The 15,375-nt window shown below is 68.3% G+C and carries 14 protein-coding genes; 4 read left to right on the top strand and 10 right to left on the bottom strand.

The window, feature by feature from the left end; all coding sequences use genetic code 11:
- Positions 1 to 138: 138 nt before the first annotated feature.
- From AB0M65_RS34185 to AB0M65_RS34160, 6 genes are read right to left on the bottom strand one after another with little or no spacing between them, the layout of a single operon-like run.
- Positions 139 to 837 carry an alpha/beta fold hydrolase gene (locus tag AB0M65_RS34185; protein WP_364037246.1) on the bottom strand — a complete coding sequence of 233 codons (699 nt, stop codon included), beginning with the start codon at positions 835 to 837 and terminating at the stop codon, positions 139 to 141.
- A 30-nt stretch (positions 838 to 867) separates the two neighbouring features.
- Positions 868 to 1,788, bottom strand: coding sequence for an ABC transporter permease (locus AB0M65_RS34180; RefSeq protein WP_364037244.1), 921 nt, complete (start codon positions 1,786 to 1,788; stop codon positions 868 to 870).
- A complete protein-coding gene (locus AB0M65_RS34175) occupies positions 1,785 to 2,729 on the bottom strand; it encodes an ABC transporter permease (RefSeq protein ID WP_364037241.1) in 945 nt (314 codons plus the stop codon). The genes AB0M65_RS34180 and AB0M65_RS34175 overlap by 4 nt, the downstream gene beginning before the upstream one ends.
- Complete coding sequence (locus AB0M65_RS34170; protein WP_364037238.1) at positions 2,726 to 4,306, bottom strand: ABC transporter substrate-binding protein; 1,581 nt, start codon at positions 4,304 to 4,306, stop codon at positions 2,726 to 2,728. Before AB0M65_RS34170 ends, AB0M65_RS34175 begins: the two co-directional genes overlap by 4 nt.
- Positions 4,303 to 5,388, bottom strand: coding sequence for an ATP-binding cassette domain-containing protein (locus AB0M65_RS34165; RefSeq protein ID WP_364037235.1), 1,086 nt, complete (start codon positions 5,386 to 5,388; stop codon positions 4,303 to 4,305). Before AB0M65_RS34165 ends, AB0M65_RS34170 begins: the two co-directional genes overlap by 4 nt.
- On the bottom strand, positions 5,349 to 6,059 hold the full coding sequence (locus AB0M65_RS34160) for an ABC transporter ATP-binding protein (RefSeq protein ID WP_364037232.1): 711 nt from the start codon (positions 6,057 to 6,059) through the stop codon (positions 5,349 to 5,351). The genes AB0M65_RS34165 and AB0M65_RS34160 overlap by 40 nt, the downstream gene beginning before the upstream one ends.
- Positions 6,060 to 6,293: 234 nt before the next feature.
- Between AB0M65_RS34160 and AB0M65_RS34155 the strand changes: the two genes are divergently transcribed.
- Positions 6,294 to 7,280 (top strand): methyltransferase, encoded by a 987-nt coding sequence (locus AB0M65_RS34155; RefSeq protein WP_364037229.1) that lies wholly within the window; start codon positions 6,294 to 6,296, stop codon positions 7,278 to 7,280.
- A gap of 2 nt (positions 7,281 to 7,282) precedes the next feature.
- A complete protein-coding gene (locus AB0M65_RS34150; RefSeq protein WP_364037226.1) occupies positions 7,283 to 8,212 on the top strand; it encodes an alpha/beta hydrolase in 930 nt (309 codons plus the stop codon).
- A 138-nt stretch (positions 8,213 to 8,350) separates the two neighbouring features.
- Here the strand turns inward: AB0M65_RS34150 and AB0M65_RS34145 are convergent, their stop codons facing one another.
- Genes AB0M65_RS34145 through AB0M65_RS34130 form a run of 4 tightly spaced genes read right to left on the bottom strand, consistent with a single transcriptional unit; the run spans position 8,351 to position 13,287 of the window.
- Positions 8,351 to 8,938: a TetR/AcrR family transcriptional regulator gene (locus AB0M65_RS34145; RefSeq protein WP_364037223.1), complete on the bottom strand. Its 588-nt coding sequence runs from the start codon at positions 8,936 to 8,938 to the stop codon at positions 8,351 to 8,353.
- Positions 8,939 to 8,979: 41 nt separating this feature from the next.
- Entirely contained in the window at positions 8,980 to 10,614 is a 1,635-nt protein-coding gene (locus AB0M65_RS34140) for an amidohydrolase (protein WP_364037221.1), read from the bottom strand.
- Between the two features lie 6 nt (positions 10,615 to 10,620).
- On the bottom strand, positions 10,621 to 11,412 hold the full coding sequence (locus tag AB0M65_RS34135; RefSeq protein WP_364037218.1) for a molybdenum cofactor biosynthesis F family protein: 792 nt from the start codon (positions 11,410 to 11,412) through the stop codon (positions 10,621 to 10,623).
- A 9-nt stretch (positions 11,413 to 11,421) separates the two neighbouring features.
- On the bottom strand, positions 11,422 to 13,287 hold the full coding sequence (locus tag AB0M65_RS34130; RefSeq protein WP_364037215.1) for a primary-amine oxidase: 1,866 nt from the start codon (positions 13,285 to 13,287) through the stop codon (positions 11,422 to 11,424).
- A 122-nt stretch (positions 13,288 to 13,409) separates the two neighbouring features.
- On the opposite strand from AB0M65_RS34130, the gene AB0M65_RS34125 reads away from it, so the two are divergent.
- Together AB0M65_RS34125 and AB0M65_RS34120 are read left to right on the top strand one after the other, a co-directional pair.
- Entirely contained in the window at positions 13,410 to 14,129 is a 720-nt protein-coding gene (locus AB0M65_RS34125) for an SDR family oxidoreductase (RefSeq protein ID WP_364037212.1), read from the top strand.
- A gap of 14 nt (positions 14,130 to 14,143) precedes the next feature.
- The gene (locus AB0M65_RS34120; RefSeq protein ID WP_364037209.1) at positions 14,144 to 14,941 is read left to right on the top strand and encodes an SDR family oxidoreductase; all 798 of its coding nucleotides are present in this window, start codon (positions 14,144 to 14,146) and stop codon (positions 14,939 to 14,941) included.
- Positions 14,942 to 15,375 lie beyond the last annotated feature (434 nt).

Raw genomic sequence — 15,375 nt, 5'->3', positions numbered from 1 at the left:
AAAGGGGTCCTTCACGTACTCGGGGTACCCGCGTGAAGGACCCCTTCCCTCGGCTCAGTCGAGGGAAGGGGTCCTTCACGCGCGGCCGCGCCGGGACACAGCCCTTCACGGACCGCTGACCGGTATCGGGCACAGGCGCTACGCGAGGAAATTTAGCACCGTCGCTTTGAACTCCGGGCTCCGCAGCGCCCCGCCGTGATCCCCGGGCACCCGCACCAGATCCGCCCCCCGCACCAGCTCGACGAGTGTCTCGATGCCTTGGCTGATCGGATCATCGGCGCCGGCCACGAACCGCGTCGGCACGCCGATCGCACCGGCGACCGGCGTGAACGGCTCGGCGCGCAGATCTTCGACGCACCGCGCGAGTGCGGTGGGATTCCGTCCCGGTGCGGTGATCATCTGCGCGATCATCCCGGTCAGCGGGTCGGCCGGGGCCTTCCCGCCGTCGGCGAACGCCAGCGCCGCGGCGACGTCGACGGCGCCGAACGGCTCGAACGGGCTCACGCCTGCCAGCACCAGTCGTCGCACGGGTGCCTTGGCCGGCAGTTCCCAGGACAGCCGCGCGCCGAGCGAGTAGCCGACGACGTCCACTTCGGACAGTGCCGCGACCAGCCGGGTGAGTTCGGCGGTGATCGCCTTGGCACCCAGTGAACCGGCGGGTGCGGGGCTGGAGCCGTGGCCGGGTAGATCGGGCACCAACACCTCGCGGCCTGCCGCGGTGAGCCTGGACGGCCAGCCGGTGGTGATCCAGTCCGTATGCCCGTCGGAGGCGAATCCATGCACCAGCAAGACAGGTGGCCCCGAGACGGTTTCGGGGGCGAAGCGGCGCACGGCCAAGGAAGTAGTGGCAGACAACGGAGTCCTTTCTCAGCTGCCGGAGGGACGGCGGGTGCGCAGGCGCTGCATTTCGCTCAGCGTCCGCGCGCGGACGTCGACGGCGATCCGCAGTGACGAGCCGATGAGGTTCAGCAGGAACACGCAAGCCATGATCGTCACACCGGGTGCGATCACCAGCCAGGGCGCCTGCACCAGATACGACCGCCCTTCGGCGATCATGTTGCCCCAGGTCGGGGTCGGGGGAGCGATTCCGAGACCGAGGAAGCTCATCGCGCCGTCCACCAGCATCGCCGCGGCGGACAGGATCACCACCTGCACCAATGCCAGCGGAAGCACGTTCGGGAACACGTGCACGACGAGGATCTTCCCTTTGCTCATCCCGGAAACCCGCGCCGCGCCGATATAGGCGCGGCCGGCGATGCCGAGCACCCGGCTGCGGATGACCCGGGCGGTGAACGGCGTGAAGATCACCGTCAGCGCGATCAGCTCGGTCCAGATACTGGCGCCGAGCGAGATCGCCAGCGCCATCGCCAGGATGATCGCCGGGAACGACATCCAGGCGTCCATCACCCGCATCAGCACCGCGTCGGCTGCCCGGAAGAACCCGCTGATCAGGCCGATCACCAGCCCGCTGAACGCGGCGCACAAGGTGATCAGCGCGGACAACCCGAGCGACGCCCGGCCGCCGGAGACCAGCCGGGCGAGAACGTCACGGCCGAACGAGTCCGTGCCGAGGAGATGCGCGGACGACGGCGGCAGCAGCCGGTTGACCGGGTCGGTCGCGCTGACGCTCGGCAGGAAGAACGGCAGCACGATCACGGCCAGCACGATCAACGCCAGTATCACGCTGGAAATGACCAGCATCCGATTGCGCCGGAACACCTTCGCCGCCCGGCCCGTCGAAGGCGCGTCGCGTACCGACGACGCCTTCTCCACCATGGCCACGCTCATGAGACACGCACCTTCGGGTCGAGCAGCGCGTACGACAGGTCCACCAGCAGGTTGACCAGGACGAACAGCACCGCGACGAACAACGTCACACCCTGGATGAGCGGGAAGTCGCGAGTGGACACCGCGCCCATGAGCAAATGGCCGAGCCCCGGCACGACGAAGATGGACTCGATGATCACGATGCCGCCGACCAGCATGGCGAAGTTGCTGCCCAGCTGGGTGATCAGCGGCATCAGCGCGTTCGGCAGCACGTGCTTGGTCATCACCTGTCGCTCGGAGAGCCCCTTGACCCGTGCGGTGCGCAGGTAGGCCAGCGGGAGTTCGCCGAGGAGGCTTTCGCGCAGGGTCAGCACGAACAACGCGGTCTGCCCGATGACCAGCACGGTCAGCGGAAGCACCAAGGCCGGTACCGCCGTCGCCGGAGCGGTGAAGAGGTTTTCGTAGCCACTGGAAGGGAACCAGCGCAACGTCACCGAGAACACCAGCACGAGCATCAGCGAGATCCAGAAGTCCGGCATCGCCATGCCCAGCGCGGAAAGCCGGTCCAGCGCCCGCGCCACCGGGTTGCGCGGCGAAACCGCCTGCCACGAGGTGATCGCGACCGAAAGGAAGAAACTGATCACCGTGGAGAGCACGGCCAGCGTCAGCGTCGGCAGGATGTGGTCGGCGACCACGCCGAGCACCGGCGCGTGGTAGGTGATCGACGTCCCGAAGTCGCCCCGCAGCACGTTCCCGGCCCAGCTGAGGTACTGCTCCCACAGCGTTCCGTTCAGTCCCATGCTCTCCCGCAGTGCGTCCACATCGGACGGACGTGCGGTCGGGCCGAGGATGGCCTGCGCCGGATCGCCGGGTATCAGCCGGATGACGAAGAACATCATCGTGCCGACGATCACCAGGATGATCACCAGATCGCGCAGCCTGCGCAGCAGCAGAGCGGTCATGATGCCAGCCAGGTGTTCCAGAAGACGCGGTAGAAGTCGCCGTAACCCTTGAGCTTGGGGGAGTAAGCCGCGTAAAGCTTGGACTGGCTCAACGTGATCACCGAGAGCTGCTTCCAGGTGAACGCCTGCAGTTTGTCCACGACCGTCTTGGCCTGCTCGGGTGTGGTCGAGGCGTTGTACCCGGCCATCAACGCGTCCAGTTCGGGTGAGGTCGAACCGTTCAGCGTGCCGAGGGTGAGCGCGGGCATCTGCGCGGGTGAGGTCAGCGCCGAGTCGAAGAACAGCGTGGTGATGTCCCAGCCACCCGGCTCCTTCGTCAGCGTGCCCAGCATGGTGGCGAAGTCGAAGGTGTCGATCTTGGTGTTGATGCCGATCTTCGACAGCCCGTCCTGGATCAGCACGGCCCATTTGCCGAATTCGGGATAGGAGTTGGTGGTGACGATGTGGATCGTCGCGCCCGCGGTGATCCCGGCCTCGGCCAGCAACTGCTTGGCCTTCTCCGGATCGTGCTTCTTGTAGACCTCTTCACCGGCGGTGGAATAGAACTGCTTGTTGTCCGGGGAGGCGAAAGCGCCGGTCTCGACGGTGAGATCCTTGCTGCCGCCGGTGGCCGCGTTGATCGCGGGCTTGTCCAGCAACAGGTTCAGCGCCTCACGGGCCCGAGGGTCGGCGAACTTGGAACCGGTGTTGAAGTTCGGGATGATCACATTGTCGTTGCCGCCGGGCAGGTTGTGCACCACCACGGCCGGGTTGGCCCGCAACGTCTCGTACTGGTCGTTGGTGGGCATGATGTGGTCCCATTGCCCGGTCTGCAGGCCGTTGATCAACGCGTCCTGATCGGAGACGACCTTGTACGTCACGGTGTCCAGGTACGCGTGCTTGGCACCGGCCTGCCCGCCCCAGTCCTCTTCGGACCGTGACTTGTAGCCCTGGTACCGCTCCAGCACCAGTTCGCGGCCGATGTCCCAGCTCTTCAGCTTGTACGGCCCGGTCCCGATCGCCTTGTCCTGAGCGAATCCGGTCGGCGCGACCCCGGTGAGGTTCTTCGCCTCGTAGATCTCCGTGCCCGCGCCGGCGAGTTCGTTGATCAGCGGGTAGCGCGGCTGCTTGAGCTTGATGGTCACCGTCGCCGGGCCGGCGGGCGTGATCGCCTCGATGTCCGGCGTGACCAGCTGCCCGGTGCGGTGCACCTGCTGCCACCGCTTCAGGCTCGCGACGACGTCGTCGACCGTCAGCGGGTTGCCGTCGTGGAAGGTGACGCCCTGGCGCAGCTTGAAGGTGTAAGTGAGCCTGTCCGGGCTGGTGGTGTAGTCCTCGACCAGCATGGGCCGGGCGGCGAAGCCCTTGTCCACCTCGAACAGCTTCTCGTACATCATGTTGCCGATATGCGCGGTCACCTGGCCGGGGTTGGCGACCATGTCGAGCGACTGCGGGTCCGTGGGCACCGCGACGTTCAGGTTTCCGCCCGGCTTCGGGGGACCATCGGCGGCGCCACCGCCCGCCTGCCCTCCCATACACGAGCTGAGCAGCAGGACGGTCGCCACGCCGAGCACGGCCGAGGTCAGGGTTCGTCTCATGGGTTCCGCACTCCAGTGTGGGGGTGGGCGGGCAGTTCGGGGTTCGCCGCGAGAAGGCGGCGGGTGTAGTCGTGCCGTGGCCGGAGCCGGATCTCGTCCGGGTCGCCGGTTTCGATCAGTTCGCCCCGGTACATCACACCGACGCGGTCGGCGACCGAGAGCACCAGGCTGAGGTTGTGCGTGATGAACAGGAAGCTCAGCGCGCGGGTCCGCCGCAGGTCGAGCAGCAAGTTCATCACCTGGCCCTGCACCGAGACGTCCAGTGCCGAGGTGGGTTCGTCGGCGACGATGAGGTCGGGTTCGGCGGCGATCGCGCGGGCGATCGAGACGCGCTGCCGCTGACCGCCGGAGAGCTGTGACGGCAGTTTCTTGGCGGTGTCGGAAGGAAGGCCGACCTCGTCGATCAGTTCGGTGACCCGGCGGTCCAGTTCGGCGCCACGCAGGCCGGTGAGTTCCCGCAGGGGTTCGGCGATGATCCGGGCGGCGGTGTGCCGGGGATCGAGGGAACTCTGCGGATCCTGGAAGATGAGCTGCGCGCGACGGCGGAACGCGCGCTCGTCGCCGTCGAGGCCGGACTGCGTGCACTGGTGCTCGCCGAAGGTGATCGTGCCGGCGGTGGGGGTTTCCAGCGCGCTCACCAGACGGCCGAGTGTGGTCTTGCCCGAGCCGGATTCCCCGACCAGGCCGAAGAACTCGCCGGGTGCGATCTCCAGCGACACGTCCTTGACCGCGTGCACCTCCGGTTCGCGGCTCAGTGCGAACCGGCCACGACGTCCGTACACTTTGGACACCGAGTCGATGACGAGTGCGGTGCCCTCCCCGGCGGCCGTCTTCCGGCCCGCCAGTGACCTGGTCTCGGTCGCGACGGCCGATTCGCCGTTCATCGCGGCCGCGAGCAGTGCTTCGGAAATGGTGGGGAAGCCGTCGCGTCTGCTCACCCCGAGCTTCGGCACGCAATCGAGCAGTGCCTTGGTGTAGGGGTGTTTCGGCGAATGGAGAATGTCCTCTTTGGACCCCAGCTCGACCAGTTCGCCGCGGTACATCACCGCGATCCGGTCGGCCACCTGCGCGGCGACACCCATGTCGTGCGTGATGAAGACGCACGCGTGCCGTGGTCGCGGCGGACGCGGTCGAACAGGGTGAGGATTTCGGCCTGCGTCGTCACATCCAGCGCTGTGGTCGGCTCGTCTGCGATCAGCAGGTTCGGGTCGGCCATCAGTGCCAGCGCGATCATCACGCGTTGCTGCATCCCGCCCGACATCTGGTGCGGATACAGCGAAAGCACCCGGTCGGTGTCGGTCAGGCCGACTTCCTTGAGCAGGCCGCGTGTTTTCGCCTCGGCCTCGCGGTGCAGCGGCGTGCCCTTGCGTGCGGCCTGGCGCGCCAGGGAACCGGGTTTGCGGTAGGCCTCGATCAGCTGCTTGCCGACCCGCTGGCTGGGATTGAGTGAATCCAGTGCCTCCTGGAAGATCATCCCGATCCGCGGCCCGCGGTAGGCACGCATCTCGTCGGCGGAAAGCCGCGTGAGATCGACGCCGTCCACGGTGATCTCACCGCGGGTGCGCACCGGCGCGACGAATTCCAGTAACCGGATGATCGACAAGGCCGTCACCGTTTTACCGCTGCCGGACTCGCCGACCACACAGAGTGTCCGGCCTTGTTCGAGGTCGAACGAGAGTTCGCGGACCAGTTCGCGTTCGGTCTCGTCGGCGATCACGCCGACGGTCAGTTCTCGTAATTCGAGCAGGGTCATGAATCCCCTTTCCCGAGCCCGCCCGAAGCGGACCGCACTGCCGGGGAACGAGCCTCCGGCGGGGGTAGTTCTACGCATGTTGACACCGGGGGAGTGCGCTGTCAATGGGTATATTCTACGAATGTAGGAAGTTGATATCCGCCGGGTTTTGCCTGGCAGTGGACGAAAACTCGCGCTGGATTCTTTTGTCTACGTCTGTAGACTCTCGTCGGAAACGAGCTAAGGAGGGCACCCGTGAGCGGGTCGACCAAGACAGCCGGTCCCGAACGGATCGTGGACATCGCCGTGGGGTACATGGCGGCAAAGCAACTCTTCGCGGCGAGCCGGATCGGCCTGTTCACCGCACTCGCCGCCGGAGGGCTGTCGGCGCCGGAACTGGCCGAAAAGACCGGCAAACCGGAAAAGATCACCCGCATCCTCGGTGACGCCATGTCATCACTCGGCCTGCTGTCGCGTGTGGACGGACGGTACGAGCTGGCCGCCGACGCGGCGGAATACCTTGGCGGCGGGGACCTCGATCTGGCGCCGTTCCTGACCTTCCTGGACTCCATCAGCTACCCGCATTGGTTGCAGTTCGGTCACACCGCGGACTCCGGCGAGCCGGGGAAGCTGGAGATGGACGACGCGCGCTGGGGCACGTTCATGGCAGGCGTGATGACCTACAACGCCCTGCACGCCAAGATGCTGGCCGGCGCGTTCGATTTCGGTCCGCACCGCAAGTTGCTCGATCTCGGCGGGCTCTCCAGCGCGTTCGCGCTCGAAGCCATGGGTGCCAACGAAGAACTGCACACGACGTTCGTCTTCGATCCGAACTTCGCCGAGTCGGTCTCCACCGCGGTGGCCGAGGCCGGGTTGGCCGGCCGCGCGACGGTCGTCGGCGCGGAGACCGCCACCGCGCGCCCGGAAGGCGCGTTCGACCTGGTGATGGTCAATCACGTCGTCCACCGCTTCGACGCGAAGCAGAACGCGGAGATCCTGCGCAACGCCCGTGCGGCCGCGGCGCCGGGGGCGCGACTGCTGCTGCTCGACTTCTTCCTCGACGACGACGCGAACCAGCGGCCGCTCGACGCGTTGCACGCGGGGGAGTACCTGGTCATCGACGGGACGGTCGTCTACCCCGAGGCCGAGGTCCGCGGGTGGCTGGGCGAGGCGGGCTGGCGAGTCGTCGACAAGCTCGCACTGCCGGGCAGCCCGCGAGTGCTCGTCGCGGAAGCGGTGTAGCCGTGACACTCGATCCCGCGGTCAAGGAGCTGCTCGCCCGCAGCGCACCACCCGAAGCACCCGCCATGCCGCCGACCGCCGCCGAACTGCGGGCCGCGTTCGCCGCTTCGTGGCGGCGTCCCGAAACGGTCGAACAGGTCGCTTCGGTCACCGAACACGTTTTGCCTTCCGGTGTCCTGGTGCGGGTTTACCTGCCTGATGTCGCTACGCCGGTCCCGGCGTTCGTCTGGATCCACGGTGGTGGCTGGACGATCGGCTCGATCGACGAGAACGAGGTCGCGTCGCGTGCGGTCTGCAACGCGGCCGAGGTCGCCGTCGTCGCGGTGGACTACCGGCTCGCGCCCGAGCACCCCTTCCCGGCGGCGCCGGACGACTGCTACGCCGTCGTCGAATGGCTGGCGTCGGGTGGCGCGGGTCCCTCGGTGGACCCGGGACGGACCGCGATCGGCGGGGAGAGCGCGGGCGGGAACCTGTCCACGGTGGTCTCGATGATGTCGCGCGACCGCGGTGGCCCGCCCTTGGCCGCGCAGGTGCTGATCTGCCCGGTCTACGGCCACCCGGACGACGGTTTCGGCTCGTACGCCGATTTCGCCGAGGGGTTCGGCATGACGGCCGGGGCGATGCGGTTCTTCTTCGAGCAGTACGTGTCGGATCCGGCGCAGCTGGACGATCCGTACCTGCTGCCACTGCGGGCCGCCGACTTGACGCGGCTCCCGCCGGCGTTGGTGCTGACGGCCGAGTACGACGTCCTGCGTGACGAAGGTGAGGAATTCGCGCGGCGCCTGACCGACGCGGGCACCCGCGTCGAGATGACGCGGTACTCAGGGCAGATCCACGGTTTCTATGGCCTCTACACGGACCTGCCCGCGTCGCCACGCTCCCACGCACACGTGGCGAGCTTCCTCACCCGGGTGTTCGAGCCGCGCGATTAGTCCTCTGGTTGCGGTCTGGGCGCGCCGTGCGTGGAGTGTCATGAAAGGGTCTTTCAGGACGAAAAGTGTCCTGAAAGACCCTTTCATGACATGCGGGGCGGGGGCTGGAGGGGCGGGGCGGGGCGGGCCGGGCGGGCGTCAGGGGCGGCCCAGGCGTTCGAAGAAGGACTCCAGGTGCCGCCGCTGCAAAGCGATCGTCGAGAACTCCCCGGCGACCAGGCTCATCACGTTCGCCCCCGCGTTGATCAGGACGATCTCGTCGACCAGTTGCTCATCCGGGGTCGGGGTGACGATGTCGCCGTCCTCCCGGCCCTCGGTCAGGTACCGGTGCAGCAGCCCGCGCCATGACCGGATGTGCTCGAGGTACTTGTCCTGCAGCTTCGGGTTGGTCAGCGACAGCTGCCAGAAGGTGAGCAGGACGCGCCCCGCGGCGATGCGGTCCTCGTCGATCGGCATCGACGACACGCACAGCTCGCGGAGCGCGGTCAGCCCGCGCAGTTCGTCCAGTTCCACGTACTCGCGCATCATGCCGAGCGCGCGTTCGTAGGTGGCCTGGATGATGTCTTCCTTGCTCGGGAAATACAGCTTCAGCGCCCCGTTCGCGAAGCCGGCGGCCGCCGCGATTTCGCGCATGGTGGCTGCCTCGATCCCGCCATGGGTGATCAGCTCCCAGGTGACGTCGACGATGTGACTGCGACGCTCGTCGTGGTCGATGATCTTCGGCATCGGTTGCCCTCCCGCACTGGTTCTTCTACCAGTGTAGGAGATCAGTCGCGCAGATACACGCGGTGCCCGGCGAACCACGTTTCCGTCACCTTTGTCTTGACGAGCGCCGACGGATCGGTTTCGAACGGATCCCGGTCCAGTACGACGAAATCCGCCGACTTCCCGGGGACCAGCGAGCCGGTGACGTCGCCGAGTCCCATGGCGCGGGCAGCGGCCAGTGTGAAGGCGTCGATCGCTTCGGCCAGCGTGATCGCCTGCTCAGGCCACAGCGCCCCGGGGAAGGTGCCGGTCGGATCCTGGCGGGTGACGAGGCCGTGGATGCCCTCCCACGCGTTCGGCGACTCGCTGACCGGCCAGTCCGAACCGCCGGCGACCAGCGCGCCGTCGTCCAGCAGCGACCGGTTGGGCTGCATCCGCCCGGCCCGTTCGCCGGGCAGTACCTCCGCGATGGCCGCCGGGATGACCCCGGGCACCCACAGGAACGGCGAGATGTCGGCGGCGACGTCCAGCGCGGCGAACCGCGGGATGTCGTCCGGGTGCACGAACTGGCCGTGCGCCACCTGGAACCGCGCCTCGGTGAACCCCTCGGCACGCACCTTCTCAACCGCGTCCAGTGTCGCGCGCACGGACGCGTCGCCGGTGCAGTGGACCTTGGCCGAAAGCCCCGCCGCGGCGGCCGTGCGCAGCCAGCCTTCGAGTTCCTCGCCGGGCATGGTGGTGGCGCCGTGGTGACAAGCCCCGTGGGCGGCGTCCGGCAGGTACGGCTCCAGGAACGCGGCGGTACGCGTTGGCGGGACGCCATCGAGGAAGATCTTCACGAAGTCGGGCCGGTGGTGTTCGCTGCGGTACTGCCCGGCGACTTCGAGCAGTGCCGTGCCGATCGGGTCGAAGCCGAAGATCGGATCGTTGATCAGCAGCGAAGACACGACCCACGCGCGTAGTTCGCCCGCGTCGTCGAGCGTCTTCAGCGCCCGCAGGATGTCCGAGGAGACCCCGGCGTCCTGGAAGGCGGTGACCCCGAACGAGTGCAGGGTGCCGATCCCGTGCCGCGACGCCGCCGCGTGCTGTTCGTCGGTGAGCGTCCGCGTCTCGCTCAGCGCCCGCTCCACCGGGACACCGGCCGCTTCGAGCAGGACACCGACGGGTTCGCCGGTCGCGGGGTCGCGGACGATCTCCCCGCCGGCCGGATCCGGGGAAGACGCGGTCACGCCTGCCAGTTCCAAGGCACGGCTGCTCACCCAGCGGTTGTGCCTGCTGTCGTCGGCGAGCATGACCGGACGCCCGCCCGCCGCCTCGTCGAGTGCGTGCCTGGCGGAAGACCGCGAGAGCGTACTGACCAAAGTGGACGCCCAGGCGCCGCCGACGACCCATTCGTCCTGGCCGAGCCCGGCGGCCCGTGCGCGGACCGCGGCGAGGATGTCGTCCAGGCCCGCGTCGAGACCGAAGTTCAGTTCGAACAGCGCCGCCCGTCCGGCGAGCGCGTGATGGTTGTGCACATCGACCAGGCCTGGCATGACGAACGCGCCGCCGAGGTCGACGACCTCGGTGCTCGGGCCGCGTTCATGGTCCTCGAGGGACAGCACGCGGCCGTCCTTGATCGCCAGCGACGACGCCCATGGCCGGGCACCGTCCACTGTGTACACCTTGGCGTTGGTGAAGATGAGATCGGCGGTCAAAGAGGTTCAGCTCCCGGCGGGATCGTAAGCCTCGGGGTGCACGGTGGTGCTCAGCAGCTTGCCGTGCGCGCCGAAGGTGAAGTGGGTCGGGGTGTTCCCGGTGGCGTCGAGTCCGAAAAGGACACCGTGCGAGCGCAACCGCTTGGCGTCACGATGGTCGGCGACGGTCACCGAGGCACACGGGATCACCTTCTCCCGCCACGCGAAGACGTAGATCCCGGGACGCAGTTCGTAGACCGAGTTCTCGTCGGTGTCGGCGAGCCCCTTCTCCGGGCCGGCGAGGCACTGCCAGGTGTACCAGTGCGGGCTGAGGTACACGTGCTCGTAGGCGTGCGCGGTGCTGTACACCCACAGCACCCGCCGCCCGACCAGCGACTTGCTGGGGGCGAGCGACTCCCCGCTTGGCTCGATGCCGCCGATCGTGGCGGCCAGGAAGGTCTGCGTGACCCGGGGCGAGGTGTCGCCGATCCGGCTCAGCACCAGCAACGCGCGGCCGCGGCGCAGGTCGAGCAGCAGGGTGAACGCCTCTTCCTGCCGTGCCCGCGGGTGGAACTGGACGTAGTAGAGATCGTCGTCGACCAGGAACGTCTCGCACCGGTCGGTCCCCGAGCCGTGGTACGTCCACTCGATCCGGGTGCCGGTGAAGGCCGCGGTGAAGGTGGTCCCGTCCTCGCACGCGAGTTCGTACGTCCGGCCGTGCAGGTCACCGACCGTGGGTGCCTTGTTCGCGTCGAAACCGGGGGCCAGCCCGTCCAGCGGGAGCCAGGTGGAGGTGTCGGAGAGGGTCAATTCGGGCATCGGGAAGTCCTAGTGCTCGTGAGCGGAACAGTGGTCGTCGGTGGCTCCGGACGGCAGGTCGAGGGCCGGATTGCGGTCCAGGAAGCCATAGGGGCGCAGGGAGAACCCCGAGTAGTCGACCGGCATCACCGGCCAGTCCTCGGGACGAGGGATGTGGGTCGGGCCGAATACGTGCCACAGCACGAGATCGGTGTCGGTGAGGTCGCGGTCGGCGGCGGTCCAGGCAGGCAGCCCCGCGCCGCCGGGGTGCGCGTTCGGCAGGTCACCGGCGGGGAAACGTTCGTCGGCGCGGTACGGCGTGGCCCACAGATGCCGGGTGGCGAACGTCGCTCGCTGGTGGACACTCGACTCCGGTTGCGCCATCAGGGTCGCGGACGGCCGGGGGACCAGCTGGTACGCCGTCGGCGAGCCGAGCCGGTTGGTCCGTTCCGAGCTGCGGATCTCCCACACCCGCGCCTTGGCCGGGTCCGCGAGCCGCTGCGCCTCCTGTTCGCTCCGCAGCGGCGTTTCCTTCCAGGTGAAGGCGTTCCCGTACGGGTTCTGCTCACCCATCGGCACGCGCTCGACGTCGATCTCGACGAGCGAGTTGCGTTCGCCGTCGATCGCCACGTCCAGCCGCGCGCAGAACAGGTGCTGGTGCACCGGCGCGAACAGGCCGGGCGCGATCTCGTTGGCGTGCGGATGTTTCGTGCCGGTGTGCGCGGCTCCGGCGAATACGATGCCGGTGGCCTTCGCCTCCAGTTCGACGGTGCCGTCGAGGTAGAGGTACCAGAAGAAGCCGTAGTCGTAGTTGCCGATGGTGGAGATCGACGAGATCACCAGGCGCCGGGAGCGGCGAACCTCGGCGCGGCCGTCGAGAGCCGTGTGCTTCCACAGGATCCCGTAGTCCTCTTCGTGCATGCAGATCGCACGCGGGATCTCGACCGGATGGCCGTGGTCGTCGGCGACGAACGCGGGGAAATAGTGGATGACGCCGAGGCAGTCGCAACCCAGCCGTAGGTCGTTGGCGTTCTTGCCGAGCAGGTACTCACCCGCGTCGAAGTAGCTGATCCAGAACCGGCCCGGCGCGGTGTCACCGTAGGGCACCACCATCTCCGGTACTGACGCCCGGTGGAGCACCGAACGGTCCTGGAAGCTGATCTGGTGCAGCGTCAGGCCTTCGCGGGCGTTGAAGCCGACCCGCAGTTTCCAGCCCTCCCAGGTGACTTCGTTGCCGTCGACGGCGAAGCTGGGCCCCTCGGGCTGGGTGATCTCGATCGGCTTGAGCGTGGTGCGGGCCGGGACGCCGCCGTAGCGGCCATGCTCCGGCGGCACCGGCACGTCACCCTCGTCCTCGACCCGGAGCACCCGCTGCCCGGTGAGGTCGATATGCACGATCAGGCCCTCGACCGGATGCGCCCACGGGCTGTCGGACTCGTCGTCGCGCAGGAAGGTCAGCGAGCGGATGACCCGGCCGGTCTCGTCGGGCCTGCCGAAGAAGCCGGGGGCCAGTGGCGCGCAGAAGGCGTGCTCGACGCGGTCGGCGAGCCCGCGCCGTTCCATCGCGGCCAGCCAGTCCGGTGACGCCTTCGTGATCGACGCGGCGAGGTCGTACTCCTCGAACAGGTACGCGGGCTGACCGTCCCCGCAGTCCTCGCTGGAGACCACCTCGAGTTTGCTCAGCGAAACGACCACGTCGCGGGCCTGCCCGGTCGCGGTGTCCAGCAGCGTGTACCGGACCTGGCGGTCCGGGGCGGCTTCGGCCTTGTCCGGCTCCACCGGCAAAACCGCCGGAAAACGCGTGGTGTCGGTCAGCACGCCTTCGGCGGCCAGGATCGCGCGGCCCGCGGCGAGTTCGTCGGCGGTCAGCGGGTCCAAGGGATGCGGCCTGGTCATGCTTCGCAGTCTTGCGGGTTCGCCCTCGTGGGGAAAGACCGCGAAGGCGTCATGCGGTCGCGGACAAGAAGGATGCACTGACGGCCAACCTCCCGCCGAGGCCCGGACCGCAGGATGACGCCATGCGACTGGATCTCGCGGGCAAGGTCGTGCTGGTGACCGGCGCGGCGTCCGGTATCGGCCTTGCCTGCGTCCGGGCGTTCCTTGCCGAAGGCGCGCGGGTCGCGGCTCTCGATCTGGCACCGGTACCCGCTCTCGACGGCGACGTCCTGGCGGTGCACGCCGACGTCACCGACGAGCGCTCGGTCTCCGCCGCGATCGACGCGGTGGCAGGGCGGTTCGGCGGGCTCGACGTCGTCGTCGGCTGCGCCGGGATCTCCGGGCCGGTCGGGACGTCGGTCACCGAAACGTCCGCGGCCGACTTCGCCGCGGTCCTGGCGGTCAACGTCACCGGCCAGTTCCTGCTGGTCAAACACGCCGCGCCGTGGCTCACCGCGGCGCACGGTTCGGTCGTCCTGCTCGCCAGCGACTCGGCGTTCACCAGCGCGCCCGGCATGGTGCCCTACGGTGCCTCGAAGGGCGCTGTGGTCGTGATGACCAGGGCACTCGCGGTCGACCTGCCCGGCGTCCGGGTGAACTGCGTCTGCCCGTCGGTGGTCGACACCCCGATGGCACGCGGCGACCTCGGCGACGTGCTCGACGATCCCGCGTTCCCGGTGCAGGCTCCTGAGGACGTCGCGTGGCAGGTGCTCCATCTGGCTTCCCCGCGTTCGCGGACGGTCAACGGCCAGGCCGTGCTCGCCGACTTCGGCGTCTCGGCCCGCTCCGGTTTTCCCGCTTAGAAAGGACTTTTTCTGTGAACAAGGTTGTCGCGATCACGGGTGGCGGTACCGGTATCGGTGCGGCGGTCGCCCGCCGGTACGCCGACGAGGGTGCCAAAGTGGTGGTACTCGGACGGCGGCGCGAACCGCTGGAGAAGGTGGCCGCCGAGACCGGCGCGCACGTCATCACCTGCGACGCCAGCGAACGCGCGGCCGCTGAGACCGCGGTGGCGGAGATCGTCGGCAAGTTCGGGCGGCTGGACGTCGTGGTGGCCAACGCGGGCGGCCACGGCCTGTCCTCGGTGGTCGACACCGGCGACGAGGAATGGGAACTCGCCCTGCGCTCGAACCTGTCGAGTGCCTTCGTGTTCTGCCGGGCGACGCTGCCCTCGCTGATCGAAACCAGTGGCCAGGTGGTGATCGTGTCGTCGCTGGCCGGGCTGTTCGCGGGCCCGAACGTCGCCGGCTACACCGTCGCCAAGCACGCGCTGATCGGGCTGACCCGCTCGATCGCCCGCGACTACGGCCCGAAGGGCGTCCGCGCGAACGCGGTCTGCCCGGGTTGGGTGCGCACGCCGATGGCGGACGGTGAGATGGACCAGTTCGCCGAGGCGGCGGGCTTCTCCGGCGGGCACGACGAGGGCTACCGCCGTGTCACCGCCGAGGTCCCGCTGCGCAGGCCCGCCGAGCCCGAGGAGATCGCGTCGATCGTGCGGTTCCTCGGCTCGGCGGAGTCCTCCTACATCACCGGTTCGGTCATCGTGGCCGACGGCGGTGCCCACGCCGTCGACCTCCCGACCCTGGCCTTCGAGCGCGCGGGCATGGGCTCTTAGTCGTCGAACGCGCGTGAAGGCCCCCTTCCCTCGGCTCAGCCGAGGGAAGGGGGCCTTCAGGACATCCGCCCGGGCGCGTACGCGACTAGAGGACTAAACGCGGCGGGTCACTTCGTGAAGCAGTTGCAGGTGGGGTGGGTCGTGTGCGGTCGGTGACCGTGTGGGTTTTGGCGCGTTGGATGCGCCGGAATCCACACGGTCCGGTACGGCAGTCCCTGTCACGGGCGGGCGGGCGGGCGGGTAAGGGCGGCCCGGTGTCATAAAGGGACCCTTTAGGACGGTGAACGTCTCAAGGGGTCCCTTCAGGACATCCGCCCGGGCGCGTACGCGACTAGATGGTTGATTCCGTGAAGTTGGTGTTAGTGATCGAAGGCGGTCAGTGATCGTTTGCTGGTCATGTCGGTGTGCCAGTTGTGCCAGATGGCGGCGGCCAT

This window comes from Amycolatopsis sp. NPDC051071 (assembly GCF_040682875.1).
Classification (GTDB): Bacteria; Actinomycetota; Actinomycetes; order Mycobacteriales; family Pseudonocardiaceae; genus Amycolatopsis.
The sequence above is the reverse complement of the archived record's forward strand: the minus strand, read 5'-3'. Positions and strand labels throughout refer to the sequence as shown.

Excerpts from the sequence above, each read along its gene's own strand:
- AB0M65_RS34145 (WP_364037223.1), bottom strand. The coding sequence starts at position 8,938 with ATGCCGAAGATCATCGACCACGACGAGCGTCGCAGTCACATCGTCGAC.
- AB0M65_RS34180 (WP_364037244.1), bottom strand. The coding sequence starts at position 1,788 with ATGAGCGTGGCCATGGTGGAGAAGGCGTCGTCGGTACGCGACGCGCCT.
- AB0M65_RS34160 (WP_364037232.1), bottom strand. The coding sequence starts at position 6,059 with ATGACCCTGCTCGAATTACGAGAACTGACCGTCGGCGTGATCGCCGAC.
- AB0M65_RS34130 (WP_364037215.1), bottom strand. The coding sequence starts at position 13,287 with ATGACCAGGCCGCATCCCTTGGACCCGCTGACCGCCGACGAACTCGCC.
- AB0M65_RS34125 (WP_364037212.1), top strand. The coding sequence starts at position 13,410 with ATGCGACTGGATCTCGCGGGCAAGGTCGTGCTGGTGACCGGCGCGGCG.
- AB0M65_RS34175 (WP_364037241.1), bottom strand. The coding sequence starts at position 2,729 with ATGACCGCTCTGCTGCTGCGCAGGCTGCGCGATCTGGTGATCATCCTG.
- AB0M65_RS34170 (WP_364037238.1), bottom strand. The coding sequence starts at position 4,306 with ATGAGACGAACCCTGACCTCGGCCGTGCTCGGCGTGGCGACCGTCCTG.
- AB0M65_RS34165 (WP_364037235.1), bottom strand. The coding sequence starts at position 5,388 with ATGGGTGTCGCCGCGCAGGTGGCCGACCGGATCGCGGTGATGTACCGC.
- AB0M65_RS34135 (WP_364037218.1), bottom strand. The coding sequence starts at position 11,412 with ATGCCCGAATTGACCCTCTCCGACACCTCCACCTGGCTCCCGCTGGAC.